This is a genomic window from Hymenobacter psoromatis (assembly GCF_020012125.1).
Lineage (GTDB): Bacteria > Bacteroidota > Bacteroidia > Cytophagales > Hymenobacteraceae > Hymenobacter > Hymenobacter psoromatis.
The window spans coordinates 3384123-3408359 of the sequence record NZ_JAIFAG010000001.1 but is presented as its reverse complement, the minus strand read 5'-3'; the positions used below and the strand labels follow the sequence as shown (position 1 = coordinate 3408359).

Here is a 24237-nt window from a genome sequence, read left to right as displayed (position 1 = left end):
ATCGTTGACTGCTAATCGGTTGTCCTTGCGCGCACAGCATGGCAAGAACAACCGATTACCCATCACCCATTACCCCACCACCCACTACCCGCCGCGGGTAAATGCCAAAGTACCAGATGATAAACGCCGCCGAGCCGCCAATAATGCTCAGGCTCAGGGCTACGGGCATCTCGGTGTGGCGCGTCACGAAGCCTTCCAGAAAAGCGGCGGCTACGATGATGGGCACCAGGCCCAGCGCCAGCTTCAGGGCATCGCGGGCGGCGCGGGCCAGCGACTCGCGCCGCCCGTAGGTGCCCGGAAACAGCAGCCCGCCGCCCAGAATAAACCCCGCCCCGCCGGCCAGCACGATGCTCGGAATTTCGAGCGTGCCATGAATCCAGATGGTGAGCAGCGAGGGCAGCAGCACGTGCTGCTGGTAAAAAAAATACTGGAACGCGCCCAGCATCAGGCCATTAAAAAAAAGTGAGTACAAGGTGCCTACCCCCAGCGTGAGGCCCAGGGCGAAGGTGCGTAGCGCCACAAACAGGTTATTGGCCGCGATGCCTACGAACATCACCGACGAGCCGCCCGACTTGTAAATGGCCATCGGGTCGCCGCGCCGAATATTAGCCAGCGTCTGGTTCACGTAGTCGTCGCCGAGCACTACCCTGATAAAGTCAGTGTCGTAGGCCGCCGACAGCGCGCCCAGGAGCGTGAATAAAATGAACAAACCCGCCGCCCAGGCCAGCGCCTGCTGGTGCCGGGCCACCACCAGCGGCACTTCCACGGCCCAGAAATGCCCCAGACGGCGCGGCTGCTCGGCTTTATTTTTATAGAGCGACTGATGCAGCCGCCCGGCCAGCGCGTTGAGGTAGGCCGTGGTGTCGGAGGCGGGGTAGAAGGTCTGGGCGTAGGCCAGGTCGTCGGTGAGGGCCACGAAGCGGGCGGCCAGCTCGTCGGGCGTGGTGGCCGGCCGGGTCTCGTACTGCTGCCAGCGGGACTGGTTTTGACGCAGAAAAGCGGCTTCGCGCATAGATAGGCGGGGATTAGACCTTAAAGATAGGCCGCCGCCGCCCAGCTGCTGCGCGTAGCCGCCGTATTTTACGGCCCAATTTCTCAGCTCCGGCTTTATGGCGACCATCCGCATCCACACCACCCAAAACGTAACGCTCGAATACGAGGTCGCCAGCGTTGGCGACCGCATCGTGGCCACGCTCATCGACTACGTGCTGCTGCTTGCCTGGGGTATCCTTTGGGCGGTTATCATCACCTCGCTGGCCCGCGGCGGTCATGAGTCGGATGGCTCCACCAACTGGGGTGGGCTGACCAGCATTATCACCGTTTTATTCTTTTGCCTCATCTTCGCGCCCTATATTTTCTACTTCCTGTTCAGCGAAATCTTCTTCAATGGCCAGACGCTGGGCAAGAAGGCCCGCGACCTGCGCGTGGTGCGCCTCGACGGCACCGCGCCGCGCGTGGGCGACTACTTTCTGCGCTGGCTGCTGCGGCTGGTCGATTTTGGGATTGGCGGCGGCATCGTGGCGGTAGTGGCCATTGCCGCTGGTGGCAAGGGCCAGCGCCTCGGCGACCTGGCCGCCGGCACTACCGTTATCAGCCTGCGGCCCCGGCCCGCCCGTGCGGCCGACCTGCCCGGCCCGGCCGCGCCGGCCGGCTACCAGCCCGTATTTCCGCAGGCTGCCGACCTCAGCGACCACGACGCGGCTCTGCTGCGCCAACTGCTGGGCCGGGGCCTGCAACAAGAAAATTACGTGGTAATCAACGAAACGGCTAGTAAAATCAAGCAGCTGCTCGGCGTGCAAACCGACCTGCCCGACGAAGCCTTCCTGCGCACCGTGCTGCGCGACCACGCTTACCTTCTGGCGCAGGAGTAGGGCGGCCAACTTACGCGGCAAGCAACAGGTAGTGCCCCAAAAAAGAGGCTTGCCCAGCACTGGACAAGCCTCTTTGAAGCCAGAAAGGGGGGTAGGCGCTAGCGCGCCAGCAGCACCGCCTGGCGCGTGCCGGCCGGCTGGCCGTCGAAGCGAAGGCGGAAGAAATACAGGCCCGCCGCCTGGCCCTGCCGGTTCCAGCGAATGGCCTGGGTGCCGGCGGGCAGCTGGCCCGCGTCGATTGTATGGACCGTGCGGCCCAGCGCGTCGGTTATCAGCAGCTCAACGCGGGCGGCGCGGGGTAGGCCGAAGCTTATGCTGGCCGCGTTCGCTATCGGGTTGGGGTAGAGGCCAAAGTCGGTGGCCAGCTCGGTAGGCCGGGCCGCCGTAGCCACGCCCGTAGCGGCCGCCACGGCAATGTCGCGGGCCGCAATGCCGTTGCCGATGGCACCCACCAGGGTGGCGGCCCCGGTCGTCAGGTTCACGGTGTAGAGCGAGGTATTGGCCGAGGTGCCGGTATTAGCCACCAGATACGCCATATTCACACCCACACCGGTGCTGTAGATGTCGAGGTCCACGTGGGGGGTAGTGGTGTTCACCACGATGCCCGAGGCACCCACGCTGTTCAGGGTACCGTCGTTGGGCGGCAGCTGGGTGTTGAGGGTGTTCAGTAGCTCGTCGTAGTCGTAGAGGGTAGTGCCCGAGGTAGCCGTAGCCCCCATAAAGCTATTGGTATAAGCGGCCGCCCCAATGCTGGGCGTGCCGGTAGCGTAAGTGAGGGTGCCATCGGTGGCCGCAATGGTACCATCGTTGGGGTTGAGGCGGTAGTTGGCGCGGTTGGCCGCTACCACCCGAATGCGGTCCACGGTCGGGTTGAAGTCAAACCCAATGCTGCCCGTGCCCAGCTCCAGGCGCACGGCCGGCCCGGCCGGCGTGGCCACGCCCGTAAGCGAGTTGAGGGCGTAAACCTGCGCATTGGCTACCCCCGTCACGGCGGCGGCATTATAGCCCAGAGCGTAGAGCGTGCTGGTGGCGGGCCGCACGTCGAGGCCGGCCAGCGTCTGGGTCGCGTCTACCCCCGTAATGCCCACCGATGTGCGAATGCTGTTGGGCAACGCCGTGTCAAACGTCAGTAAGTTAGTGCCAGCCAGCGCGTAGGCCAGCTGCCCGGTCACTGCTGGCTGGGTTGCCGGGCGGTCGATGGCAAAGGCAATATCCGTGACGGCCACCAGCGGGCCGGTACCGATAGCGCCTACCGCCGTGGCCGCGCCGGTCGTTAAGTTCACCGTATACAGCGTGGAGGTAGCCGCCGTGGGGCTGGTCGAGATGGCCGTGGTCAGGTAGGCCACGTTGATGCCAGTCGTAGCGTCAAAGTAAATATCGAGGTCTGAGGCTTGGCTCACCCCGTTGGTGGCTACGCCCAGCGGCCCTACCGTTACCAGGGTGCCGTTGTTGGGCGGGTTTTGTATCACTAGGCTGCTATTGGCCTCGTCGAGGTCGTAGAGGGTAGTAGCGGTAGTCCCGATGTAGCTGTTGGTGTAGGCCGATGAGCCCACGCCCGGCGTCTGGCCGGCATTGGCATCGGTAGCGGCGTAGGCCAGGGTACCATCGGTGGCGGCGAGCGCGCCGTTGTTGGGGTTCAGGCGGAAGTCGGCCTGGTTGCCGGCCGTCACCCGGATGCGGTCCACGGTGGGATTAAAGTCGAAGCCGATGCGCGAGGTCGTGGTGCCCAGGTTCAGCGTGAGCGCGGGGCCCACGGCCGTTGCCGCCCCGGTGGTTGGGTTAATGATGTATAGCTGTACTTGCGTGCCGGTAGCGGCGTAGCCCAGCGCGAATACCTGGCCCGTATTGGGCCGCACGTCGATGCCCACAATGGCCTGGCCCGCAGTGAAGCCCGTAACAGGCACCGTGGCCGTGAACGTGCCCGGCGCGGTAGCCGCGAACGTGACCAGGCTCACCACGGCCGGGTCGCTGGTAATAGAGAGACCGTAAACAGTTTGGGCGGCGGCGGGCAGCGCGGCGGCCCCAGCCAGGAGCGCGCTCAGCGCGAGGCGGTTGCGGAGCATAATCCAGCGAGTAGAGCGTATCAGCATGGGCAAGGGAAGAGATGGGTTGAAGGTTAAAAATGAATTATTGATGAATTTTTAATTCCCTCCCGGCATCTACGCCTTTGCCTCACGATTGGATGAAGTATTTATGAAATTAAAATCGGTTTAATTTTGATGAGAAAGCAAAATAATGTTAGTCAAGAGCTTACATAGCTGTTTCAGTTCGTCATAAGCTAGTCAATAGCTAAAGTCATTTTATTGACTGACAGCGTCTAAAAAAAGAGCCGCTCCTTACGAAGCGGCTCCCTGACTTTGAAAGAGAAACGATGCTATAGACCCTACCCCGCCGTGATGGCCTTGCGGCGGCTGGGCTTGGTGGCCGGCTGGCGCTCCTCACCCTGCGAGAGCAATTCTTCGTCGCGCTCAGTTTTCTTCGGTACCCAACTCACGCTGTAAAGGTCCTTGCGGCGGTCGCGCAGGTTGCGAACGGCACCGCTGGTATTCAGGTCTTTAAGTAAATCCAGGTCGAGGTCGGCGATGAGAGTCATCTCCGTGTTGGGGGTAGCCTCGGCCACGATGGCATCGTGCGGAAACGCGAAGTCGCTGGGACTGAATACGGCCGACTGCGAGTACTGAATATCCATGTTTTCGACGCGCGGCAGGTTGCCCACCGAGCCCGTAATGGCCACGTAACACTCGTTTTCGATGGCGCGGGCCTGCGCGCAGATGCGCACGCGCTGGTAGGAATTCTTGGTGTCGGTCCAGAAGGGCACAAACAAGATTTTCATGCCCTCGTCGCTCAGAATGCGCGCTAGCTCCGGGAACTCCACGTCGTAGCACACCAGGATGCCGATTTTGCCAAAGTCGGTATCGAAACACTTGATTTTGTCGCCGCCGCGCATGCCCCAGTAGCTGGCCTCGTCGGGCGTCACGTGCAGCTTGTACTGCTCGTCCACGGTGCCGTCGCGCCGGCATAAGTAGCTGACATTGTAGAGCATGCCATCTTCATACACCGGCATCGAGCCCGCGATTACATTGATGTTGTAGCTCACCGCCAGCTCCATCATGCGCATTTTGATGGGCTCCGTAAACGCCGCCATGCCCCGAATGGCCGCCGACGCCGCCGACTCGCCGGTGAGCGCCATCATGGGGGCGTTGAAAAACTCTGGAAACAGCACGCAGTCAGCCTTGTAGCCGCTCACGGTATCTACGAAGAACTCGATTTGCTGGAAAAAGTCTTCCAGGCTGGCCGTGGCCCGCATTTGCCACTGCACGATGCCAATGCGCACGTTTGACTTCTGGTTGCCGATGAGCTTGTCAAATTCCTCGTCGTAGTATACGTTAATCCACTCCAGCAGCGTCGCGTAAGCCTTTGACTCCGAGTCATAAGGCAAATAGCCGCGAATAATTTTGCGCACGTGGAACTCGTTCGAGAGCTGAAAGGTCAGAATCGGGTCCACCAGCTCCTTGTTGCGCACCAGCTCCACGTACTTGGCGGGCGTCATCTCGCCCGCGTAGGCGGCGTAGCCCGGAATACGGCCGCCGGCCACCATCGCGCGCAGGTTCAGGTTTTCGCACAGTTCCTTGCGGGCGTCGTAGAGGCGGCGGCCCAGGCGCAGGCTGCGGTACTCAGGGTCCACGAATACGTCCACGCCGTAGAGGGTGTCGCCGTCGGCGTCGTGGGTGTCAAACTTGCCGTTGCCCGTGATTTTGGCGTAGGTGTGCTTATCGCCAAACTTCGTGTAATCCACGATGATAGCCAGGGCGGCGGCCACCAGCCGACCGTTATCTTCAATGCCAATCTGGCCCTCCGGAAACTTGCGGATGAGCGCCGCGAACTCGTCGGCTTTCCATGCGCCTTCCATATTGGAGTACACCTTGTCCATGATTTCCTCAATGGCCTTGAAGTCGGAGCGGCGCAGCTGGCGCAGTACCAGCTTGTGGGCCGGCACGGCGGTGGGCGTCAGGCGCTCATCGAGCGCGGGCTTGCCGTTTTTCTTATGATGTGCGCCGCCGGGTGTCGCTTTGCCGTTGGAGGAAGTAGCCATTCAGGTAAAAACAAGTAAAAATAAAGAGAGTAAGCAGGTAAAATTACCCCAAAAAAGCCCGCTGACGGAAGCCAACGAGCTTTTCATAACGATTGGATAAGCTGATAAGTGCGAAAAGCGGCCCGCGCCCAGCGTGGCGGAAATAATTTTTTGAGACGTCTAAAAATCAAAGTAGCTTTTCAGAGGCCGTATGCTACAATAAAACGGGGGACGTTCTCGGGATTTTTTCTAATTCTGTTCAGTGAGCGACTGGTAGCTGTGGGTCTGGCTGCAAGATTAAATTCGGCGGGGTCATCAAATTGCCGTTATCATCATAGGTGGGGGCCTCGGTTGGGGCTGGCCCTTGTAAGCCTCTGCTCAACTCTATCAAGTGAATAACCGGGCGAGTTTGCTCGCGGGTGGCTACCACTTTATCACATTCATCCATGCCTTCGGTAACGAAGCGACCGGCTATCTGTCGTGCCTCCGGCTGCGGAAAGTCGGCATTGAGTTGGGCTAGCAACTCAGCTATTTTGACGCTTCGCAGGCTGTCCGCCAGCAGCAGGGGCCGCAGTAGTTCGTGGCTGCGGTCAGCGTATTGCACCCGAGTTTTAATGGTGCCCGCCTTTATCTCCGCGGCCACTTGCCTATGCAGCGCATACACTTTATCTGACTGCAGCTGATACGCCTGGCACATGGTATCGGCCATTTGCTTACCTGCTATTTCAGGGTCCTTTGAGTTGCAGCCCGCCAAAAGCAGGCCGCAGGCTACCGCGAGCGCCACCAGGCGCGACGACTGGGTAAAGCGATGTTTCATCCTATATAAAAGGCCGGGAATAATTGGGCAAGAAGCTTATACGGTAGTTGCTGGTAAACAATCAAAAATTGCTATTAGCTAGTAGAAAGCGACTTATTCGCGCACCACGCGCTGGGTAGCTACGCCCTGCGCCGACTGCACCGTGAGCAACGCCACGCCCCGAAAAGCGCCGAATAAATCGGCCCCCAGCGTGACCTCACCGGCCGGCGCGGGCAGCACCACCGCAAACAGCCGCCGCCCCAGCAAATCGGTGCCCACCACGCGCAGCGGCCCGCCCCCGGCCGGGGCCGCCAGCCGCAGCGCCGTGCCCACGGCCGACGGGTTGGGGTAGGCGCTGAGGCCGGCTGGGCCGGCCGCGCCGCGCGTGGCCAATGGCACTAAGTGCCGGTAACTATCCCGGTACTCCACGCCCGTTATTACCTCGCGGCCCGCCACGGTGGCCGTGGTAATGGTCAGCACGGGCACGTGCTGGCCCGTGGCCAGCCACTTGTACTCCCGCACGAGCGGCAGGTCGAGGCCCTGGCCGGGGCCGGCCCCCACCACCACGCTGTCGTGGTCGGCCAGCGAGGTAACCACCCGTAACGCCTGAAACGTGCCGTAGGGAGTAGTAACCGTGCCCCACGCATCGGCCCGGTTAATGCGCTGACGCTGGCGGCTGAGGTAGCCCGTGCCGGGTAGTGAAGCCGTTATGAGCGAGTTGCTTAAGAAAAAATCGGTGGTAGAGTTGCTGCTGTACGTCACCGGCAAGGAGTAAATGACGTCGTTGTTCTGCGCGTAGAGCACGGGCAGCGCCGTGCCGCTCACGGTGGCCCCAAAGCCAACTGAGTAGAAGAGGTTGTTTGCCAGGTTGAAGAACTCCTTGGTGTCGGTAATCGGCAGCGCGGCCCCGGCCCCGGTGGGTAGGAGCTGCGGGGTAGAAATACTAGCCTTGTTGGCCCCGGTAAAGAAAAGTAGCTGTAACCCCGTGGCCGAAGCGGCAAATGCATTATAGCGCTGCACCCGCTGGCTGGCGGGCATCAGCCCCGAGTAGTCCCACGTTTGGCTAGGGCCGCTCATGGTGAGGGCCGGCGCGCTGGCCGGCAGCACCACGGCCGCCTGGCTCAGGCGCAGCGAGTCGCCGGCCACAGGCATATCGGCCGCCGTGATGGTGGGGGCCGTTTGGGCCAGGGCCCCGCCGGCCAGGGCCAGAAGGGGGGGTAGGAGGAGGGCGTAGCGGTGCGTCATGGAGCTAATTTACAGTAGTTTTCAGGTCCGCGCTACTGCCCGCCTGGCTACACGCCCGTCATCTCGGGCACCGCGTCGTCGCCGCCCGGCACTACCAGCCGGCCCGTGGTGGCGGCCCGTATCTGGGCCACGCTTACGCCGGGCGCGCGCTCGCGCAGCACGAAGCCATCGGGGGTCACATCGAGCACGGCTAGCTCGGTCACGATTTTCTTCACGCACCGCAGGCCCGTGAGGGGTAGGGTGCAGTCGGGGAGGAGCTTCGAGGAGCCGTCGCGGGCTACGTGCTGCATGGCCACGATAATATTTTTGGCCGAGGCCACGAGGTCCATCGCGCCGCCCATGCCCTTCACCATCTTGCCGGGAATTTTCCAGTTGGCGATGTCGCCGCGCTCGCTCACCTCCATCGCCCCCAGGATGGTCAGGTCCACGTGCTCGCCCCGAATCATGCCAAACGAGTCGGCCGACGAGAACAGGCTGGAGCCCGGCAGCGTGGTCACGGTTTGCTTGCCGGCGTTGATGAGGTCGGGGTCCACCGCGTCCTCCGTCGGGAAAGGCCCCATGCCCAGCAGTCCATTCTCACTTTGCAGTTCCACGTTAATGCCCACCGGAATGTAGTTGGCCACCAGCGTCGGGATGCCGATACCGAGATTAACGTATGAATTATTTTCTACTTCTTGCGCGATGCGCTTGGCGATGCCGTGTTTGTCGAGCATGAGTGAAAAAAGGGGGTAGGGATAAAGTAAAAGACAGCTGGCAGTAGCGCGAATTGGAAAGTTTGCGCTACTTGGCCTGGCGCTTGGCCAGTGCTGCGTACACGGCTTTGCGGAAGCGGGGTACCAGGTCGGGTGTGTTGTTGTGCGGAAATTTCTGGGTGTAAAGCAGGACTACCAAGTGCTCTTTGGGGTCCACCCAGTAGTCGGTGCCAAACGCGCCGCCCCACTCGTAGCTGCCCACCGACTGCCCGGTTTGGGCTGCCTCAGCCGGGGTTACGATGCTGAAACCCAGGCCGAACTTGTTCAGCCCCTGGTTCACTTCGCCAATCTGGTTCTGGGTCATCAGGGCTACCGTGCTGGGTTTTAGCAGGCGGTGGCCGCCGTAGGTACCGCCGTTGAGCATCATTTGCAGGAAAACGGCGTAGTCGTCGATGGTCGAAGACAGGCCGCCGCCGCCCGAAAAGTACGTGCCCGCCTGGTTCGGGAAGTCGGGCCGCAGCCCCAGCATACCGGTCGTCGGCATGGCTACCGTGCGGTGAGCTGCGTCTTCGCTGTAAAGCGGCACGAGGCGGCTTTGCCGGTCAGTGGGCAGGTAGAAGTAGGTGTCGCGCATGGCCAGCGGCTCAAACACGTGGGCGCGCAGGTACTGGTCGAGCGGCTGCCCGCTCAGCACCTCAATCAGGCGGCCCAGCACGTCCACGCTCAGCCCGTAGGTGAAGCGTTCGCCGGGCTGGTTCATCAGCGGCTGCCGGGCCAGCGCGTCGATGGCCGGCCCCAACGTGCCCTGCGGCGACCCTACCCCCGACGGAATGTGCGCCTTGGCATAAATGGCCCGCGCCTCGGCCGAGCCAATTACCGCGTAGCCAATGCCCGATGTGTGCGTCAGCAGCTGCCGAATGGTAATCTCACCGCGCGCCGGCACCGTCGTAAACGTCGAGTCCTTGGCATGGAAGGTGGCCAGCACCTGCGGGTGCGCAAAAGCCGGCAGGTACTTGGCGATGGGGTCATCAAGCTGAAACTTGCCTTGGTCATATAGCTCCATCAGCCCCACGCTCGTGATGGCCTTGGTTTGCGAGGCAATGCGCTCGATGGCGTCGGGGCGCAGGGGCGTTTTGGCTGCCGCGTCGGCGTAGCCCAACGCTTTGCGGTACACCACCTTGCCATCGCGCGCTACCAGGGCAATCACGCCCGGCAGCCGGCCATCGTCCACGTAGCCTTGCAGCAGCTGGTCAATTTGCTTCAGCCCCTCGGGGCTGACCCCCACGCTAGCAGGTGCCGCCATCGGCAGTATCGCCGATGCCGGCGCTGCTGATTGGGCCATTGCCGGTGCCACAGCGCTAAGCGCCAGCACCCAGGTCAACATGTTGCTGCGCATAGCTTTCATCTACAAAATCCGTGTCGCCTACAAAACTTGTGAAATCCGCTAAAATCCGGGCTAATTAGTGTTCCTGACCGTGCGCTGCTCAATGCGTTTCTCGTAATTCTCACCCTGAAAAATGCGCTGCACGAAGATACCCGGCGTGTGAATTTCATTCGGGTCCAGCTCGCCGGCCGGCACCAGTTCTTCTACCTCGGCCACGGTAATCTTCCCGGCCGTCGCCATCATGGGGTTGAAATTGCGGGCCGTGCCGCGGTAGATGAGGTTGCCAGCCGTGTCGCCGCGCCAAGCTTTCACGAACGCAAAATCGGCGGTGAGGCCGGTTTCGAGCAGGTACATCTTGCCGTTGAACTCGCGGCTTTCCTTCCCTACCCCCACCTCGGTGCCGTAGCCGGCCGGGGTAAAAAAAGCCGGAATGCCCGCCCCGCCCGCCCGGCAGCGCTCGGCCAGCGTGCCCTGCGGAATCAGCTCCACGTCCAGCTCGCCGGCCAGTAGCTGGCGCTCAAACTCGGCGTTCTCGCCCACGTAGCTCGAAATCATCTTGCGCACCTGCCGCCGCTGCAGCAGCAGCCCAATGCCAAAATCATCCACGCCCGCGTTGTTCGAGATGCAGGTTAAGTCCTTCACGCCCAGCCGCAAAATCTCCTGAATGGCGTTTTCGGGGATGCCGCAGAGGCCGAAGCCGCCCAGCATCAGGGTCATGCCATCGGCGAGGCCCGCGAGGGCGGCGCGGGCATCAGGTACCGTCTTAGTTATCATGCAGCGAGGACTTCGCAAGCGAAGTCAGTGAGTGGGAAAAGCGGGCGGAAGATAGTCAAGGGGCAGTAGCTCGCCGATTTTCTCAAACCCCCAGTAGCCTTCCGTAACGAGGGCCAGCGGCCGCACGGGCACGCCATTGGGCGCTAGCTCGGCGGCCGGGGGCGGCTGCAAATGCACCACCGACTCTTGGTAGCGTGGCCCCGCCCGGCCCGATACGGCCCCCGGCAGGTGGAAGTTAGCATCGGGCCGCTCGCCGTCGTAGGTCACGGCCAGCAGGTCGCGGAAGCGCAGCCACACCCGGCCGGCCGCGTCGGCGCGGCGCACGCTGTCGGGCGGCAGGTAAGGTTCATAAAGTATCGAGATAACGTGCGGCTCGGCCAGGTGCTGCCACACCGAGGGGGGTAGGCTACTCTGGTTCAGAATTTGGCCCGCGGCCTGCCGGGCGTGCACCAGACTATCGGCGGCGGCCCAGCGGCGGTTGGGCAGGCGTTGCAAGCGTTGCAGCCGGAAGCCCTGCTGCACCACATCGCCCACGTAGGCGCTACGCAAAAAGTGCATAAACGACCCTTGGTAAGCCCGTAGGCGGTTGGCCGCCCACTGCTTTTGTTGCTTAGCAGTGCCGGCCATCTCCTTGAAAACCACCTGGCTGAGCGTGGTAAGCGTGGCCGACTGGTCGGCAAAATCGGCCCGGAAAGACAGGTTATAAAACGTGAGGCGGTAGCCCAGCGCCAGGTTATCAATCAGCAGCGGCTGCCGCGCCGCGCCGGCCGTGAGCGCCCGCGCCGCGGGGTCGTAGTCCACTTGCACCGCGCCGGGGTTGCGCACCTGGCACTGGCGCGCGAAGGTGGACGTGCCCACAAATAATTCCAGAAAGCGCTGGTAGTCATCGGCCAGCGCCAGGCGGGGCCGCACCACTACTTCGCCCAGCGCCTGCGCGGCGGGGGGTAGGACCAGGTCGACGGTGAGCGGCGCGCTGCCTGCCACCGCCGACTGCTGCCGCAGCCGGTGGCCCAGGTACGTGGCGGCCACCTCGTAGCGGCCCGCCGGCACGGCCGGCAGCACGTAGTGCCCCTGCTCATTAGTAGTAGCCCCCAGCGTGGTATTCACCAAAAACACGCTGGCAAACGGTAGCGGCTGCCGCGTCACGGAGTCGCGCACCGTGCCGCTGAGGCTGGTTTGGGCCAGTGCCAGCCCTGGCAATAGGCACAATAAAAAGAGCCAGCCAGCGCGCATAGGTAAATGCAAAAGCCCGGAATGGAAAGAGCTTTTTGCAAAAATAGGTGCGCCCACCCAGCCGGGCTTACCGCATTTGCGCCCGGCCGCTGGCCGGCTGCGCGCGCGGCGGCGCGGCGGGGGTAGGAGCTAAGGTAGCTGGCGGCTCGTAGTCCAGGGGCATAAACTCGCCGATTTTCTCAAAGCCCCAGTATTCGCCCAGTGCCACAGCCTCGGAGTCGTGTAGCGAGCCATTGGGCAGAATTTCGACCTGCCGGGCCAGCAGGCGCACCTTCGATACCTCGCGCTCGGCGGGGTAGGGCGTGCGCGAGTAGCCCAGCGGCGACATAGGCTGGCCATAAGCTGGGTCGGGCGTTTCGCCAAAATACGCCACTTGCAAATCGCCGGTGAAGCGCAGGTACGTGTGCTGCCGGTCGGCCGACACGTGCCGGATGCTGTCAATCGGCCGCACCCCCGGATACACCACCGCAAAGGCCGGCTGCACGCCGCCCCACTCATCGAGTGAGTCCTGTTGGGCAATCGAGTAGGGGCCGTTGGGCCGCTGGCCCAGCAGCGCCTGGCGCTGCGCCTCGGCGCGGGCGTAGGCCGGGTTGGGCTGCAGGCGCACGCGCTGCGCGAGAAAGCCCTGCGCCTTTAAGGTATTAGTATACACGCTGCGCAAAAAGTGCGTGAAAGAGCCCGCATAGGCTTTAGCGCGGTTGGCGGCCCACTGCTGGCGCTGCTGGTCGTCCTGCGGCGTCATTTCCTCAAATACCGGCTGGCCGTCGAAGCTGCCGGCCCGGCCGTCGGGGCTGAAGCGGAAGCTCATGCCGTAGTATTTCAGGCGGTAGCCCAGGGCGTCGTTTTCCACCTCCACAAAGTTCTTGGCCGAAGCCACCAGCTCCTGCGTCGAGTCGTTGATAAACACCACTACGTTCTTTGGATTAGTGATGCGGCACTGCTGCGAAAACGCCGTCTGCCCCAGAAAAAGCCCCGAAAACTTGTCATAATCTTCTTGGCTATGCGGGCTGGCGTGCACCACCACCTCGCCCAGCGTCGGCCCCGACGCGCTCAGCGTCAGCGTGATGCTCTGGGGCGCAGCCGCCTTGCCCACCGTGACGGGCTGCTTGCTCAAATTATAGCCCACGTAAGAGCCCACCATGTCGTAGCTGCCCGCCGGCACCTTCGGGAACACGAACTCGCCCTGCTCAGTGGTCGTCGCGCCCAGCGTAGTATTGGCCAAAAACACGCTGGCGAACGCCAGCGGCTGCCGGGTAGCCGAGTCCAGCACTACCCCCGTTAGCTTGCCCTGCGCGTGAGCGGCGAGGGTAGCGATAAAGAGTAAAAAAAGGAAAGGAAGTTTTTTCATAAATATTTGACAGGTAGAAGCGTAAGCCGCTTGTCATTGCCGCGCTGCGCTCGCAATAACAAGCGGCTTACGCAACCCTAAATTGACAAAGCCGCCCGCGTAGCCTCCGCATCCAGCAACAATTGCGCCTGCAAGGCGGGCAGGCCGTCGTACTTTTCTTCGCCCCGCAGCCAGGCAACGAACTCCAGCGTCAGGAATTGCCCGTACAGGTCGCCACTGAAGTCCAGGATGTTCACCTCAATAGTTTGCGCCAGGTCCGCGCCGATAGTCGGCCGCACGCCGATGGACAACATGCCGGGGTGCCTAGTGCCCGCCGCCGTGGTGGCCCACACCGCGTAGATGCCGATGGCCGGCACCAACTTGAGCGGCTCGGGCACCTGCAGGTTGGCCGTGGGGTAGCCGATGGTGCGGCCCAGCTGCTGGCCCGTCACCACCAGCCCGGTGAGGGGGTAATGATAGCCCAGGTAGGCGTTGGCAGTAGCTACCTCGCCGGCCCGCAGCGCCCGCCGAATGCGGGTGCTGCTCACGCCCACGGCATCCACGTCCTGCCGCGGTATTTCCTCCACCGTGAAGCCGTATCGCTCGGCATGTTGGCCCAGGTAGTCGAAGCCACCCTCCCGATTTTTACCAAAGCGGTGGTCGTAGCCAATGACTAAATGCTTAGTGCCCACCGTTTTCAACAATAATTCCTGCACGTATTCTTCCGAAGTCCACTGCGCAAACTCACGGGTGAAGGGCATCACCAGCAGGTAGTCCACGCCGTGCTCGGCGAGCCGGGCCACCCGCTCCTCCAGGGTGTTGAGGAGCTGCAATTCGAGCAGTTCGGGGTGCGAGGGCGGCGGCCCCAGCACCAAGCGCGGGTGCGGCCAGTAGGTGATAACCACCGCGGGGCCGCCCACCGCGTCGGCCACCTGCCGCAGCCGCGCCAAAATGCGCTGGTGCCCCAGGTGCACCCCGTCGAAGGTGCCGCTGGTGACCACGGCATTCGCCAGGCGCGGAAAGTTGGCAGGGTCGGTGATAACTACCATAAATCGCAGATTGACGCGGATTTTTAGGATTACGCAGATGCGGGCGACGGCGCTGCCTCCGCCTCCGCAGGGGGGGTAGGCGCGGCCGTTTCGGCTTGCTGCGCAGCGTAGTAGGCTAGGCCGGCGCGGGGCGCGGCGGGGCGGCGCTCGCGGGGGGCAGGGGCCGCGCCAGCGGCGTTGGCAGCTTCGGGCCGGGGCGGACGCAGGGCCTCAAGTTGGGCGATGGTCCAGGCATCGGCCAGGCGATAGTCGCCGATGCGGGTGCGCACCAGGCGCGTGAGGTGCGCGCCTACCCCCAGCGCCGCGCCCAGGTCGCGGGCCAGGCTGCGGACGTAGGTGCCCTTCGAGCACACTACCCGAAAATCAATTTCCGGCAGTGCAATGCGCGTTAACTCAAAAGTCTTAATCTCAATGGTTTTGGCTTTTATCTCGGCCGTCTGGCCCTGGCGCGCCAGCTCGTAAGCGCGCTTGCCAGCCACCTTTACGGCCGAAAATAGCGGCGGCGTCTGCTCGATTTTGCCCAGGAAGGGCAGCACGGCGGCGCGGATTTCCGCTTCCGTGAGGTGGGCGTAGGGGCGCTCGGCGTCCACGGCCGTTTCGAGGTCGAAGCTCGGGGTGGTCTGGCCCAGGCGGAAGGTACCTTCGTATTCTTTTTCCTGCGCCTGAATCTGGTCTATCTCCTTGGTTTTCTTGCCGGTGCAGAGAACGAGCAGGCCGGTCGCCAGCGGGTCGAGCGTGCCGGCGTGGCCGATTTTGCGCGGCCGCAGCGCGTTTTTCACCTTGCGCACGATGTCGAAGGAGGTCCAGGTCAGCGGTTTATCAAGTAGCAACACTTCGCCCGTTTCAAAATCAAAGTCGGCCAGCTGCTTTTTCGCACTCATACTAAACCAGTTGCAAATTGAGGCCCAGCCCAATCATCAGTAAGAGCAACCCACCCACGATAATGCGGTAAATGCCAAAGGCGCGGAAACCATACTTCGTCACGAAGCCCACGAACAGCCGGATGGCCAGCAGCGCCACCACGAAAGCCACCACGTTGCCGAGCAGCAGCAATTTTACTTCTTGACCCGTGAAGAGGTTGCTTAGGCTCGTGCCCTGCGCGTGCGCGTCCTTGTAGTAGTCATACATATCCTTGGCCGAGGCCGCCGCCATGGTGGGCATGGCCAGGAAAAAAGCAAATTCGGCCGCCGCTTTGCGCGTCAGCTTCTGCGTGAGGCCGCCGATGATGGTGGCCGCCGAGCGGCTCACGCCCGGCACCACGGCCAGGCACTGAAACACGCCAATGGTGAACGCCTCCCGAAAGCTGGGCGTCGTGACGGGGTGGCCGCCCGCCTGCGAATCCTCCTGCGGAAACCACTTATCAATGAAAACCAGCACGATGCCGCCCAGCAGCAGCATCACGGCTACCGTCGTCACGGATTCCAGCAGCGCATCAATGTATTTTTTGAGCAGTAGCCCCACCACCACGATGGGTAGGAACGCCACCAGCAGCTTCAGATAAAAGTCGATGCTCTGAAAAAAGCGCTTCCAGTACACCACCAGCACCGATAAAATGGCCCCGAGCTGAATTACGACCAGAAAAAGCTTGGCAAAGGGTGTCATTTCCACGCCCAGCAGCCGGGCAGCAATAATCATGTGGCCAGTGCTCGATACGGGCAGAAATTCGGTGATTCCTTCCACTATTGCCAGCAGCAGCGCGTGCCAATAAGTCATTTTTTGTTGATTGTTAATTGTTGATTGTGAGCTGTTTGACCTTGCCGCGCTGCGCTCGCAAGGCCAAACAGCTCACAATGACAGGCGGCGACAAGCCAAAACCTAGCCAGGGCGCTTGTAGGCCGGCTTGGCCGGGCGTGGGGGGGTAGGGGCCGCCGCGGGCGGGGCCACCGGCGGAGCGGCCGGCTTGAGGCTGGCCACGAAGGGCGCGGCGGCCACCACCGGCGCGTCCGGCACCAGCTCGCTGGGCGTGTGGCGCACTAGAATGGCCGCGAACTCAATTACGAAGCCCACGAACAGCAGAATTGGCCCCAGCGTGAGGCCCAGGAAACCTTCGCCGTAATCGGCTCCGTCGAGCATCATGGTGATAAAGCCGGCGGCCAGCACGGCCAGGCCCAGCCACATCAGGCGGTAGTTGCGGGGCCCGAAGGCGAAGCGAATGGAAGGTTGCATAGTTTCTTTCTAATTCCTTTGAGTTCCTATTACCTGGTTTCTGGTTGTCGTCCAAACTAGGAACTAAAAACCAGGAACTTAGGAACCAGAAACCTAATAAAGCTCGTCGAGCGAGACGTTTAAGTATTTAGTAACGGCCCAATACGAGCTGAAAAAGCCGATGGCGGTGCCCAGCCCCAGCACGCCCAGCAGCAGCGCGCCGAGGAGGTAGTCATCGCGCAGCAGGCGCAATTGGGTGACTTCAAGGTAAGCGTATTGCAGCAGCCCCAGCAGCACCAGCGCGGCCAGCAAGCCGCTGGCCAGGCCCTGCCAGGTAGCCCGCCGGATGAACGGCTGCCGGATAAAGAACCGCGTTGCGCCCACCAGTTGCATGGACCGAATAAGCAGCCGCTGCGAAAACATGGCCAGCTTTATCGTATTATTTATCAGAATGACTACCGCCAGCACCAGCACCGCCGCGAAGGCCAGCAGCAGCAGACTCACCCGCGCCAGGTTCTGGTTGATGCTGGCGTAGAGGCTCTTGGGGTACTGCACCTCAAACACGCCGCGCTGCTGCTCCAGGCTGCGGCCCAATTGCCGCAGGTGCGTGGTATCGGTGTACTCAGGCCGGATATTGAGCACGTAGGCATCGCGCAACGGGTTGTCATCCAAGAAATTATGGAAGTCCTCGCCCGTGGTTTGCAGTAGCTGGCGCGCGCCTTCCTCCTTGCTCACGAAATGTATTTGCGGGCGGCCGTTCTGCTCAGCCACGTAGGGCTGCCCGGCCAGGTCTTGCTGCAAGCGTAGCAACTCGGTTTCGGGCAGGTCACGGTCCAGGTATACCTGCACCTCCAGGTTGCCGCGCACGGCCTCGCCCAGCTTGTGGGCGTGCAGCAGCAGCAGACCAAAAAGCCCGGTCACCACCAGCGCCAGCGTGATGCTGAACACGACCAGTAGGGTAGGGTAGGAGCCGAGTTTCTTCTTGCGGGGCCGGGACATAGCGGCGCAAAGGTAAGCTTTGCTTTAATTGGAATGACGCGCTTGCCGTCTGTCAGTACCGCGCTTCGCTCGCAATAACAGTTCCGACCCAACTTCTATAAAGTGGTTCTTTTATCTTCATCCACCGTCAGTACCTCTTTGGCGCGGTCGGCATCGCGTTGGCGGCGGGTGGGCTGGTCGCGGCCAAACAGCTCGCCGAGGTTATTAAACTCCTTGGTGTGCAGCAGCGAGATGCCGGCGCGGGGCTGGTTCACGGTCGTCACGATGTTGTCGCGCGGAGTGGTTTCGTAGCGCAGCTTGGCCCGAAATTTTCCGTCGGTCCGCAGGGAATATTCCAGGCTGAAATCGCCGACCAGTGACGACTGCGCGTAGGGCAGGCCGGTTTGCGGGTTGATGGCCCCCGAGCTGGTATTGCTGATGCCGCCCTCGCGGGTCAGGCGCAGGCGGCCGCCCAGGAAGGAGTAGCTCAGGCGCACTTGCAGGGCTTGCAGCTGGTCGGCGGTGAGGCCGTTGATGTTGAAGTCAATTTCCAGGTTTTGGTCAATCTGGGAGGTGAGCGCGCCGAGCTGCGAGGAAATAATCTGGCCCAGACTGTTTTGCACGGCATTGCCCTGCGTAAGCGAAATACCGCTAAAGCTGCTGTTATTAAGCGGCGATAACGTGCGGAATACCAGTAGACTGAATACCTGGCGGTTCAGCTCCTGCTCATTATTGCTCAACAGCGCAATAAACGAGGCCAGGTCGTTTTGCAGCGAAGTGGGTGCGTCTTCAAATTCCAGCGCCAGCTTGATAACCGGCTGCAAAAGCGGTCCGGTCAGGTTGATAACGGCCGTCACGGGCACCACCGCGCCGCTGGTGCCGGAGGTGCCGTTTTGCAGAATCGGGGCCAGCGAGGTACGCTGGGTGTAGGTGGCCGTCACGTTCATCTGGCCGTCGAGCGGGTCGCCGTTCCAGGTGATGATGCCGCCCGGCCGCACTACGAACTCCTTGTTTACCAGCCCTTGCAGGGTAAAATTATAAGCCCCGCGCACGATTTCAACCTGCCCGTACATGTTGAAATCGCCCCGCGTATCAATGTTCAGGCGCAGCTGGCCGGTAGCGCTGCCCCGAATTACGTCGCCAGTACTCTCATCCAGCAATATTTCGAGGTAGGCGTCGGGGGTCACCGTCAGGTTCATGTTCAGCCGGATGCCCGATAGGTCCACCTGGCCCTGGGCGGCTACCACGGCGGCCCGTCGGGCCTGCTGGCGGCGTGCCGAGTCGGTCAGGTTGCGGTTCACGAAGCGGATGTAGCTGGCCTGCTCGGCTTTGGCGGCGTTATCGAGGGGTAGGGCCAGGCGGGTGCCGGCCTCGGAAGTGGCCTGCACGTCCACCACCAGGTCGTCGGCGGGGCCGCGCACGGTGGCCGTGCCCGTGGCGTAGGCCGTGCCAAAATACAGGTCATTGTCGCGCCGCGTGGTGTGCAGCACCTGAAACTTGCGAAAGCTGGCATTCATACTCAGCACCATATTCTGGAAGCCCTGGTGCCGGATGAGGCCGGTCACGGTACCCAGGTTGCTCTGCGCGTCGCGCAGTTGCACGTTATCAAAGCTAATAGTAGTGGTCGTAAAGCTGATGCGGTCCGCAAAGCGGTAGGTCGTACCCAGGTAGCCGAACGTGAAGCGCCCGTCCGCCACGTCCACCGTGCCGGCCAGGGTAGGGGCGCTGAACAAGCCGCCCAACTGCAAGCTGCCCCGCCCGGTACCGCCCAGGTTTTGCAGAATGCTTTCCAAAAACGGCTGGGCCAGCACCACCGGCGCGTCGTTCAGCTCGCCGGTCAGGTTGAATTGCTGCGTCGCGGAGCCAGGCGCGAGGTAGCCCGTCACGGTCAGTACGCGCTGCTGCTGGCGGGCCACGTCGAGGTTCACCCGCAGCTGGCCGCTGGGGTTGTCCCAGTCGCCGCGCCCCGCCACCTGCCCAATGGGCGTACCCTGGTACACGAGCGAGTCCACGGCCAGCGTGCTGTTGATAGCCAGCTGGTTATAAATACCGCTCACCGTGGCCTGCATATTGAGCCGCCCGCCCAGCCGCTGGCCGATGACCGACGTGAGCGAGGCCAAATCGAAATTTGCTACGTCGAGCTTGAGCGGCGGCTGGTGCGCATCGGGCGAGATAAATCCCTGGGCGCTAATGTGCTCGGCTCCGCTGGTGAGCGTGAAATTTTTCACGTCAAATTCCTTACCCCCCTTGCTGATGCGCACCGAGTTATCGGCTCCAAGCACGTAGTCCTGGTCCAGCAGGTGCAGCGCGCTCTTGCGGAAAACCACTTCCACGGCATCGGGCAAAAAGCCCAGCGCCCCGTTGATGTTGGCCCGGTTGGTAGTGCCGCTCTGGGCCAGCGAAGTCGAGAAGTTGATGTGCTGCTGGTCCCACACGCCTTCCACCACGAACTTCTCGGTGCGGCCCAGCCCCGGCAATACCTGCTGGGCTGAGGTCACGCTGGCCTGCGCCAGCACCTCGGGCTGGTAGGGTAGTTTGGAGGTGGTGAAGTCGAACTCGGTGCCGGCCGTGCGCACTGGCCCGTACCAAATGCTGTCGAACTTACCCCCGAGCTGCAAAATGGACGTTTCATCCTGTCGAAATGAGCCGTCCAAATGGCTGTTATCCGCGATTTGCAGCTCCGGCATAAACAGATTGAGCACGGGATTAATATGCTTCAGCTTGACTTCCAGTTCAATCGCATAAATAGGCAGCTTCACCTGGCGTTTGCGGCGGTAGTAGTCAGCGGTGGCGGCGGCATTACTCTCAAAATTAAGCCGGTACTCGTGCCAGAGCGTGGTGAGGTCGCGCGTCACGGCCGCCACTTCAAAGGTGCCGCCGGCCGTGAGGTCCAGCAATTCCGAGCGCAGCGTCACCTCACGCTGACCCTGGCGGTTGCGGGTGCTGCGCACATCCAGCGTGTCGAGGTCCAGGGTCTGGCCGCGCAGCGCGAAGTGCGAGCCGCGCAGCTCAGCCGAGCCCAGCAGCGAGTCGAGCTGCGTGCCGCGCAGGTTCACCCGCGCCGTGGTGCTCATGGTCAGCGGCACGCCCAGTAGGCCCAGCGTGCCCAGGTTGGCGTGGGCCACCGTGGCCTGCACGTCAATGTGCTGGTGGCGGGGGTCAAGGTTGAAATCGCCGTTGGCGACGAGCCGCACGGCCGGGTCGTCGGCCGTCACTTTACCCTTGAAACCCTGCCCGGCAAAGTCACCGTCGAGGCTTAAATTGTGGTAGCGGTAGCCCCGCAGCCAAATGGCGGGCACCGTTACCACGGCGTGCCCCTTAGCCACCGGCGGTACAAAGCCCGTGCCCTGCACGCGCCCGCTCAGCGTCACGTCCCGGATAACTGACTCATCGCCAATGAACTTACCCAGGTTAAAAGCCGTGCTCTGAATGGTGCCCTCGTACACGGCGTGGTCGAAATCAGTCTTGGTTTTTAGGTTGACATCGGTCGAAATCGCGCCCAGCGCCGTGTCGAAGCTGGCCTTGCCCACGAAGTCGTTGTAGAAGCCCACGAATTCTCCGTTCAGCTTTATCAGCCCCAGCCGCTGCACCAGCTTATTAGCCGAGGGGTTCAGGAAGCGGCGTAAGTCGGCGGCATCCACCTGCGAGGGCCGTAGGTGCAGGTCAATCAAGCTTTCACGCCAGTTGGGCAGGTTGTTGGCCGAGGCGCGGGTGGCCAGAATATGCGTGCGCCGGCCGTAGCGCACGTCCAGGTTCTTCAGCTGGAAGTCGCGCACGTAGCCCTTGGCATCGCCCGAAATGAATACAGAATCCTTCAGCGCCGCCAAATCGGGGGCAAATTTGGCGATGTCGTCGGAGTAAAGCCTGGTCCCACGCAACCGCGCCACCACTCGCATCGAGTCGTTGAAATCCGAGAAATTGCCGAAGCGGTGGTACTCAAACCGCACGAAATTTTGCAGTACCGAGCGTCCCACCCGCAGCTTCAGCCCGCCAAACTCCCAGAAGTGCCGCTGAAAAATAATGTGGGCCGTCAGCTCCTGAATGCGCGTGTGCGAGGGCGTATCCACGAGGCGCAGGCCCGTCACCTGCACGCCCGTGGTGTCGCCGTGGGTAGTCAGGTTGGAGAAGTTGGCGTAGATGCTATCCACCAGCATGTGGCCGTAGTCGACGCTGCGGCCGTAGTGCGGCTTGCGCGGCTCATCCACCAGGTCGCGCACGAAGCGGCCGTTGCGAATAGCTACATCTTGTAGCTGAAAATCAAATAGTTGACTGGTCGTCTTGGTCGTGTCGGGCGGCCCACTCAGGCGCTTGAGCGCCGCCAGAAACTGGTCGAGGGTAGTCGAGTCGGGCTGCCCCGCCACGGTACGCAGCACAAAGCGCGGCTCGGTGAGCGTGAGCGTACCCACGTGCAAATGCCGCGGGTCAAACACCGAAAACAACTTAATATCCGCATCGGCCCTACCCACCCCAAACAGCTCGCCGCCGCGCCGGTCCAGCACCCGCACGCCCTCCAGCAGCACGTGCGAAAACGGCCGCACGTCCACGCTGCCAATAGTTACGGACTGCCCCAGCTTGCGCGTCAGCACATCGGCTACCTCGTGGGCCACGCGCGTTTGCACGCTCGGCACGCGCAGCGCCAGCAAAATGCCGCCCACCACCAGCACCAGTATGATTACTAGCCCAAGCAATATTCGGAGCAGAATACGAAAAGCGCGGCGCACTAAAGAAACGGCGAAAACAAAAGGAGTGAAAAACCCGGACCAGCGGTTACTAACGCAAAGGTGCGGCTTTTCGCACGCAATCGCGGCGCTAACGTACCCAGCTACCCATCGGTTCGCCCGACCTTTGTGGAAACAACCAGCCGCTTGTCCTTGCGAGCATGTTACCGCGTCTTTACTTGATGCGCAACATGCTCGCAAGGACAAACGATATTAATTGCAAATTCAAAAAATGACCCTTCTCGCTATTGAATCCAGCTGCGACGATACTGGCGCGGCAGTGTTCCAAAACGGCCAGCTATTGAGCAACGTGGTGGCCGGCCAGGCCGTGCACGCCCAGTACGGGGGGGTAGTGCCCGAGCTGGCCTCGCGGGCGCACCAGCAGCACTTGCTGCCGGTGGTCGCGGCCGCGCTGCGCCAGGCGGGCCTCACCAAAAACGACCTCGATGCCGTGGCCGTAACGCAGGGGCCGGGCTTGCTCGGCTCCTTATTGGTAGGGAATTTATTTGCCAAGAGCCTGGCGCTGGCTTTGGGCAAGCCGCTGCTGGCCGTGAACCACATGCGGGCGCACATTCTGGCGCATTTTATCCGGGAGCCCAAGCCGGATTTTCCTTTCCTGTGCCTCACCGTGAGCGGTGGCCACACGCAGCTGGTGGTGGTGCGCTCGGCGCTGGAGATGGAAATCATTGGCCAGACGATTGACGACGCGGCCGGCGAAGCATTCGACAAAACGGCCAAGCTGCTTGGCCTGCCCTACCCCGGCGGCCCGCGCCTGGACAAGCTGGCCCAAACCGGTAATCCGCACCGCTTCGCCTTCCCCGAGGGTGCGCTCGATGGCTACAATTTCTCCTTCAGCGGCCTGAAAACGGCGGTGCTCTATTTCCTGAAAAGAGAAACCGCCGCCTACCCCCCCTTTATCGAAGAAAACCTGGCCGACCTCTGCGCCAGCATCCAGCACACCATCGTGCAAACGCTCCTGCGCCAGCTGCGTAAAGCGGCCCAGGCCACTGGCCTGCGCCAGGTAGCACTGGCCGGCGGGGTAGCGGCCAACTCGGGTTTGCGCCAGGGCTTGCAGGCGCTGGCCGCCACCGAAGGCTACTCGGTATTTATTCCCGACTTCGAGTTTTGTACCGACAACGCGGCAATGGTGGGCCAGGCGGCTATTTTTCAGTACGAAGCCGGTGACTTCGCCAGCCAGCTCACCAGCCCCGACCCACGCCTGAAATTGTGAGGGTAGGGGAAGCCATAGCTTGCCGCGCTACCGTATGAATAGCGTTAAAAGGGTAAGCTAAGCTTGCCCTACCCCCTCAATACCTTTACGCCCGCGCCAATTAAATCCGCGGAATCTGCTCCATTTGCAAAATCTGCGAGTTGTATGAAAGACAAAACTCCCGCCAACATCAACATTAAAAACCGCCGCGCCAGCCACGAATACACCTTCCTGGCCAAGTACGACGCGGGGATGATGCTGCACGGCACCGAAATAAAGAGCATTCGCGCCGGCGAGGCCAACCTGCAGGATGGCTACTGCACCTTTGACCACAAGGGCGACCTGTGGGTGCACAGCCTGCGCATAGCGCCCTACGTGCTAGGTACTTACAATAACCACGACGCCATGCGCACCCGCAAGCTGCTGCTGAACAAGCGCGAGCTGAAGCAGCTGGCCGGCAAAATGGACGCCGGCCTCACCATCATTCCGCTCCGCCTGTTCGTGACCGACCGCGGCTTCGCCAAGCTCGAAATCGCGCTGGCCCAAGGTAAAAAGCTTTTCGACAAGCGCGAAGACCTCAAAGCCAAAGACCAGAAGCGCGAAATGGAGCGCTTTATTCGGTAACGAACTGAAACCGTTTGTCATTGCGAGCGCAGCGCGGCAATCGCACCCAAACGAGCGGCGCGGGTATCGTGCTGGTGCGATTGCCGCGCTGCGCTCGCAATGACAAACTATTATTTATA

19 protein-coding genes are annotated in these 24237 nt (G+C 61.9%); 3 read left to right on the top strand and 16 right to left on the bottom strand.

Annotated elements, in window-relative coordinates:
- Positions 1 to 55: 55 nt before the first annotated feature.
- A complete protein-coding gene (locus tag LC531_RS14755) occupies positions 56 to 1012 on the bottom strand; it encodes a stage II sporulation protein M (RefSeq protein ID WP_223651516.1) in 957 nt (318 codons plus the stop codon).
- 97 nt (positions 1013 to 1109) lie between these two features.
- Between LC531_RS14755 and LC531_RS14750 the strand changes: the two genes are divergently transcribed.
- Complete coding sequence (locus LC531_RS14750; protein WP_223651514.1) at positions 1110 to 1871, top strand: RDD family protein; 762 nt, start codon at positions 1110 to 1112, stop codon at positions 1869 to 1871.
- A 98-nt stretch (positions 1872 to 1969) separates the two neighbouring features.
- Here LC531_RS14750 and LC531_RS14745 read toward each other — a convergent pair whose 3' ends face one another.
- The 15 genes from LC531_RS14745 to LC531_RS14675 all read right to left on the bottom strand — a co-directional run bounded on the left by LC531_RS14745 (position 1970) and on the right by LC531_RS14675 (position 22287).
- Positions 1970 to 3961, bottom strand: coding sequence for a DUF4394 domain-containing protein (locus LC531_RS14745; protein WP_223651512.1), 1992 nt, complete (start codon positions 3959 to 3961; stop codon positions 1970 to 1972).
- Between the two features lie 293 nt (positions 3962 to 4254).
- Positions 4255 to 5802: a carbon-nitrogen hydrolase family protein gene (locus LC531_RS14740; protein ID WP_223653973.1), complete on the bottom strand. Its 1548-nt coding sequence runs from the start codon at positions 5800 to 5802 to the stop codon at positions 4255 to 4257.
- Positions 5803 to 6202: 400 nt separating this feature from the next.
- Positions 6203 to 6760 (bottom strand): hypothetical protein, encoded by a 558-nt coding sequence (locus tag LC531_RS14735; RefSeq protein WP_223651511.1) that lies wholly within the window; start codon positions 6758 to 6760, stop codon positions 6203 to 6205.
- A 93-nt stretch (positions 6761 to 6853) separates the two neighbouring features.
- Positions 6854 to 7984 (bottom strand): hypothetical protein, encoded by a 1131-nt coding sequence (locus tag LC531_RS14730; protein ID WP_223651509.1) that lies wholly within the window; start codon positions 7982 to 7984, stop codon positions 6854 to 6856.
- A 47-nt stretch (positions 7985 to 8031) separates the two neighbouring features.
- Positions 8032 to 8697 carry a 3-oxoacid CoA-transferase subunit B gene (locus tag LC531_RS14725; RefSeq protein ID WP_223651506.1) on the bottom strand — a complete coding sequence of 222 codons (666 nt, stop codon included), beginning with the start codon at positions 8695 to 8697 and terminating at the stop codon, positions 8032 to 8034.
- A gap of 67 nt (positions 8698 to 8764) precedes the next feature.
- On the bottom strand, positions 8765 to 9979 hold the full coding sequence (locus tag LC531_RS14720; protein WP_223651505.1) for a serine hydrolase domain-containing protein: 1215 nt from the start codon (positions 9977 to 9979) through the stop codon (positions 8765 to 8767).
- 153 nt (positions 9980 to 10132) lie between these two features.
- Positions 10133 to 10834, bottom strand: coding sequence for a CoA transferase subunit A (locus LC531_RS14715; RefSeq protein ID WP_223651504.1), 702 nt, complete (start codon positions 10832 to 10834; stop codon positions 10133 to 10135).
- A gap of 24 nt (positions 10835 to 10858) precedes the next feature.
- Entirely contained in the window at positions 10859 to 12067 is a 1209-nt protein-coding gene (locus LC531_RS14710) for a carboxypeptidase-like regulatory domain-containing protein (RefSeq protein WP_223651502.1), read from the bottom strand.
- 67 nt (positions 12068 to 12134) lie between these two features.
- Entirely contained in the window at positions 12135 to 13415 is a 1281-nt protein-coding gene (locus LC531_RS14705; protein WP_223651500.1) for a carboxypeptidase-like regulatory domain-containing protein, read from the bottom strand.
- A 77-nt stretch (positions 13416 to 13492) separates the two neighbouring features.
- Complete coding sequence (locus LC531_RS14700; protein ID WP_223651498.1) at positions 13493 to 14443, bottom strand: bifunctional riboflavin kinase/FAD synthetase; 951 nt, start codon at positions 14441 to 14443, stop codon at positions 13493 to 13495.
- Between the two features lie 29 nt (positions 14444 to 14472).
- Positions 14473 to 15324: a tRNA pseudouridine(55) synthase TruB gene (truB, locus tag LC531_RS14695; protein ID WP_332874872.1), complete on the bottom strand. Its 852-nt coding sequence runs from the start codon at positions 15322 to 15324 to the stop codon at positions 14473 to 14475.
- Position 15325: 1 nt separating this feature from the next.
- Positions 15326 to 16156 (bottom strand): undecaprenyl-diphosphate phosphatase, encoded by an 831-nt coding sequence (locus LC531_RS14690; RefSeq protein ID WP_223651496.1) that lies wholly within the window; start codon positions 16154 to 16156, stop codon positions 15326 to 15328.
- 102 nt (positions 16157 to 16258) lie between these two features.
- The gene (locus LC531_RS14685; RefSeq protein ID WP_223651494.1) at positions 16259 to 16609 is read right to left on the bottom strand and encodes a DUF3098 domain-containing protein; all 351 of its coding nucleotides are present in this window, start codon (positions 16607 to 16609) and stop codon (positions 16259 to 16261) included.
- 93 nt (positions 16610 to 16702) lie between these two features.
- Positions 16703 to 17587, bottom strand: coding sequence for a cell division protein FtsX (locus LC531_RS14680; protein ID WP_223651492.1), 885 nt, complete (start codon positions 17585 to 17587; stop codon positions 16703 to 16705).
- A gap of 95 nt (positions 17588 to 17682) precedes the next feature.
- A complete protein-coding gene (locus LC531_RS14675) occupies positions 17683 to 22287 on the bottom strand; it encodes a translocation/assembly module TamB domain-containing protein (RefSeq protein ID WP_463478257.1) in 4605 nt (1534 codons plus the stop codon).
- Between the two features lie 229 nt (positions 22288 to 22516).
- On the opposite strand from LC531_RS14675, the gene tsaD reads away from it, so the two are divergent.
- Positions 22517 to 23515, top strand: a complete 999-nt coding sequence (tsaD, locus tag LC531_RS14670; protein WP_223651488.1) for a tRNA (adenosine(37)-N6)-threonylcarbamoyltransferase complex transferase subunit TsaD — start codon at positions 22517 to 22519, stop codon at positions 23513 to 23515.
- Between the two features lie 144 nt (positions 23516 to 23659).
- Entirely contained in the window at positions 23660 to 24118 is a 459-nt protein-coding gene (gene smpB, locus LC531_RS14665; RefSeq protein WP_223651487.1) for an SsrA-binding protein SmpB, read from the top strand.
- Positions 24119 to 24237: the final 119 nt, after the last annotated feature.

What these genes read in the sequence shown, in the direction of transcription:
- LC531_RS14755 (WP_223651516.1), bottom strand. Translation starts at nt 1,012, where the DNA reads ATGCGCGAAGCCGCTTTTCTGCGTCAAAACCAGTCCCGCTGGCAGCAG.
- LC531_RS14750 (WP_223651514.1), top strand. Translation starts at nt 1,110, where the DNA reads ATGGCGACCATCCGCATCCACACCACCCAAAACGTAACGCTCGAATAC.
- LC531_RS14745 (WP_223651512.1), bottom strand. Translation starts at nt 3,961, where the DNA reads ATGCTGATACGCTCTACTCGCTGGATTATGCTCCGCAACCGCCTCGCG.
- LC531_RS14740 (WP_223653973.1), bottom strand. Translation starts at nt 5,802, where the DNA reads ATGGACAAGGTGTACTCCAATATGGAAGGCGCATGGAAAGCCGACGAG.
- LC531_RS14735 (WP_223651511.1), bottom strand. Translation starts at nt 6,760, where the DNA reads ATGAAACATCGCTTTACCCAGTCGTCGCGCCTGGTGGCGCTCGCGGTA.
- LC531_RS14730 (WP_223651509.1), bottom strand. Translation starts at nt 7,984, where the DNA reads ATGACGCACCGCTACGCCCTCCTCCTACCCCCCCTTCTGGCCCTGGCC.
- LC531_RS14725 (WP_223651506.1), bottom strand. Translation starts at nt 8,697, where the DNA reads ATGCTCGACAAACACGGCATCGCCAAGCGCATCGCGCAAGAAGTAGAA.
- LC531_RS14720 (WP_223651505.1), bottom strand. Translation starts at nt 9,979, where the DNA reads ATGGCGGCACCTGCTAGCGTGGGGGTCAGCCCCGAGGGGCTGAAGCAA.
- LC531_RS14715 (WP_223651504.1), bottom strand. Translation starts at nt 10,834, where the DNA reads ATGATAACTAAGACGGTACCTGATGCCCGCGCCGCCCTCGCGGGCCTC.
- LC531_RS14710 (WP_223651502.1), bottom strand. Translation starts at nt 12,067, where the DNA reads ATGCGCGCTGGCTGGCTCTTTTTATTGTGCCTATTGCCAGGGCTGGCA.
- LC531_RS14705 (WP_223651500.1), bottom strand. Translation starts at nt 13,415, where the DNA reads ATGAAAAAACTTCCTTTCCTTTTTTTACTCTTTATCGCTACCCTCGCC.
- LC531_RS14700 (WP_223651498.1), bottom strand. Translation starts at nt 14,443, where the DNA reads ATGGTAGTTATCACCGACCCTGCCAACTTTCCGCGCCTGGCGAATGCC.
- truB (WP_332874872.1), bottom strand. Translation starts at nt 15,324, where the DNA reads ATGAGTGCGAAAAAGCAGCTGGCCGACTTTGATTTTGAAACGGGCGAA.
- LC531_RS14690 (WP_223651496.1), bottom strand. Translation starts at nt 16,156, where the DNA reads ATGACTTATTGGCACGCGCTGCTGCTGGCAATAGTGGAAGGAATCACC.
- LC531_RS14685 (WP_223651494.1), bottom strand. Translation starts at nt 16,609, where the DNA reads ATGCAACCTTCCATTCGCTTCGCCTTCGGGCCCCGCAACTACCGCCTG.
- LC531_RS14680 (WP_223651492.1), bottom strand. Translation starts at nt 17,587, where the DNA reads ATGTCCCGGCCCCGCAAGAAGAAACTCGGCTCCTACCCTACCCTACTG.
- tsaD (WP_223651488.1), top strand. Translation starts at nt 22,517, where the DNA reads ATGACCCTTCTCGCTATTGAATCCAGCTGCGACGATACTGGCGCGGCA.
- smpB (WP_223651487.1), top strand. Translation starts at nt 23,660, where the DNA reads ATGAAAGACAAAACTCCCGCCAACATCAACATTAAAAACCGCCGCGCC.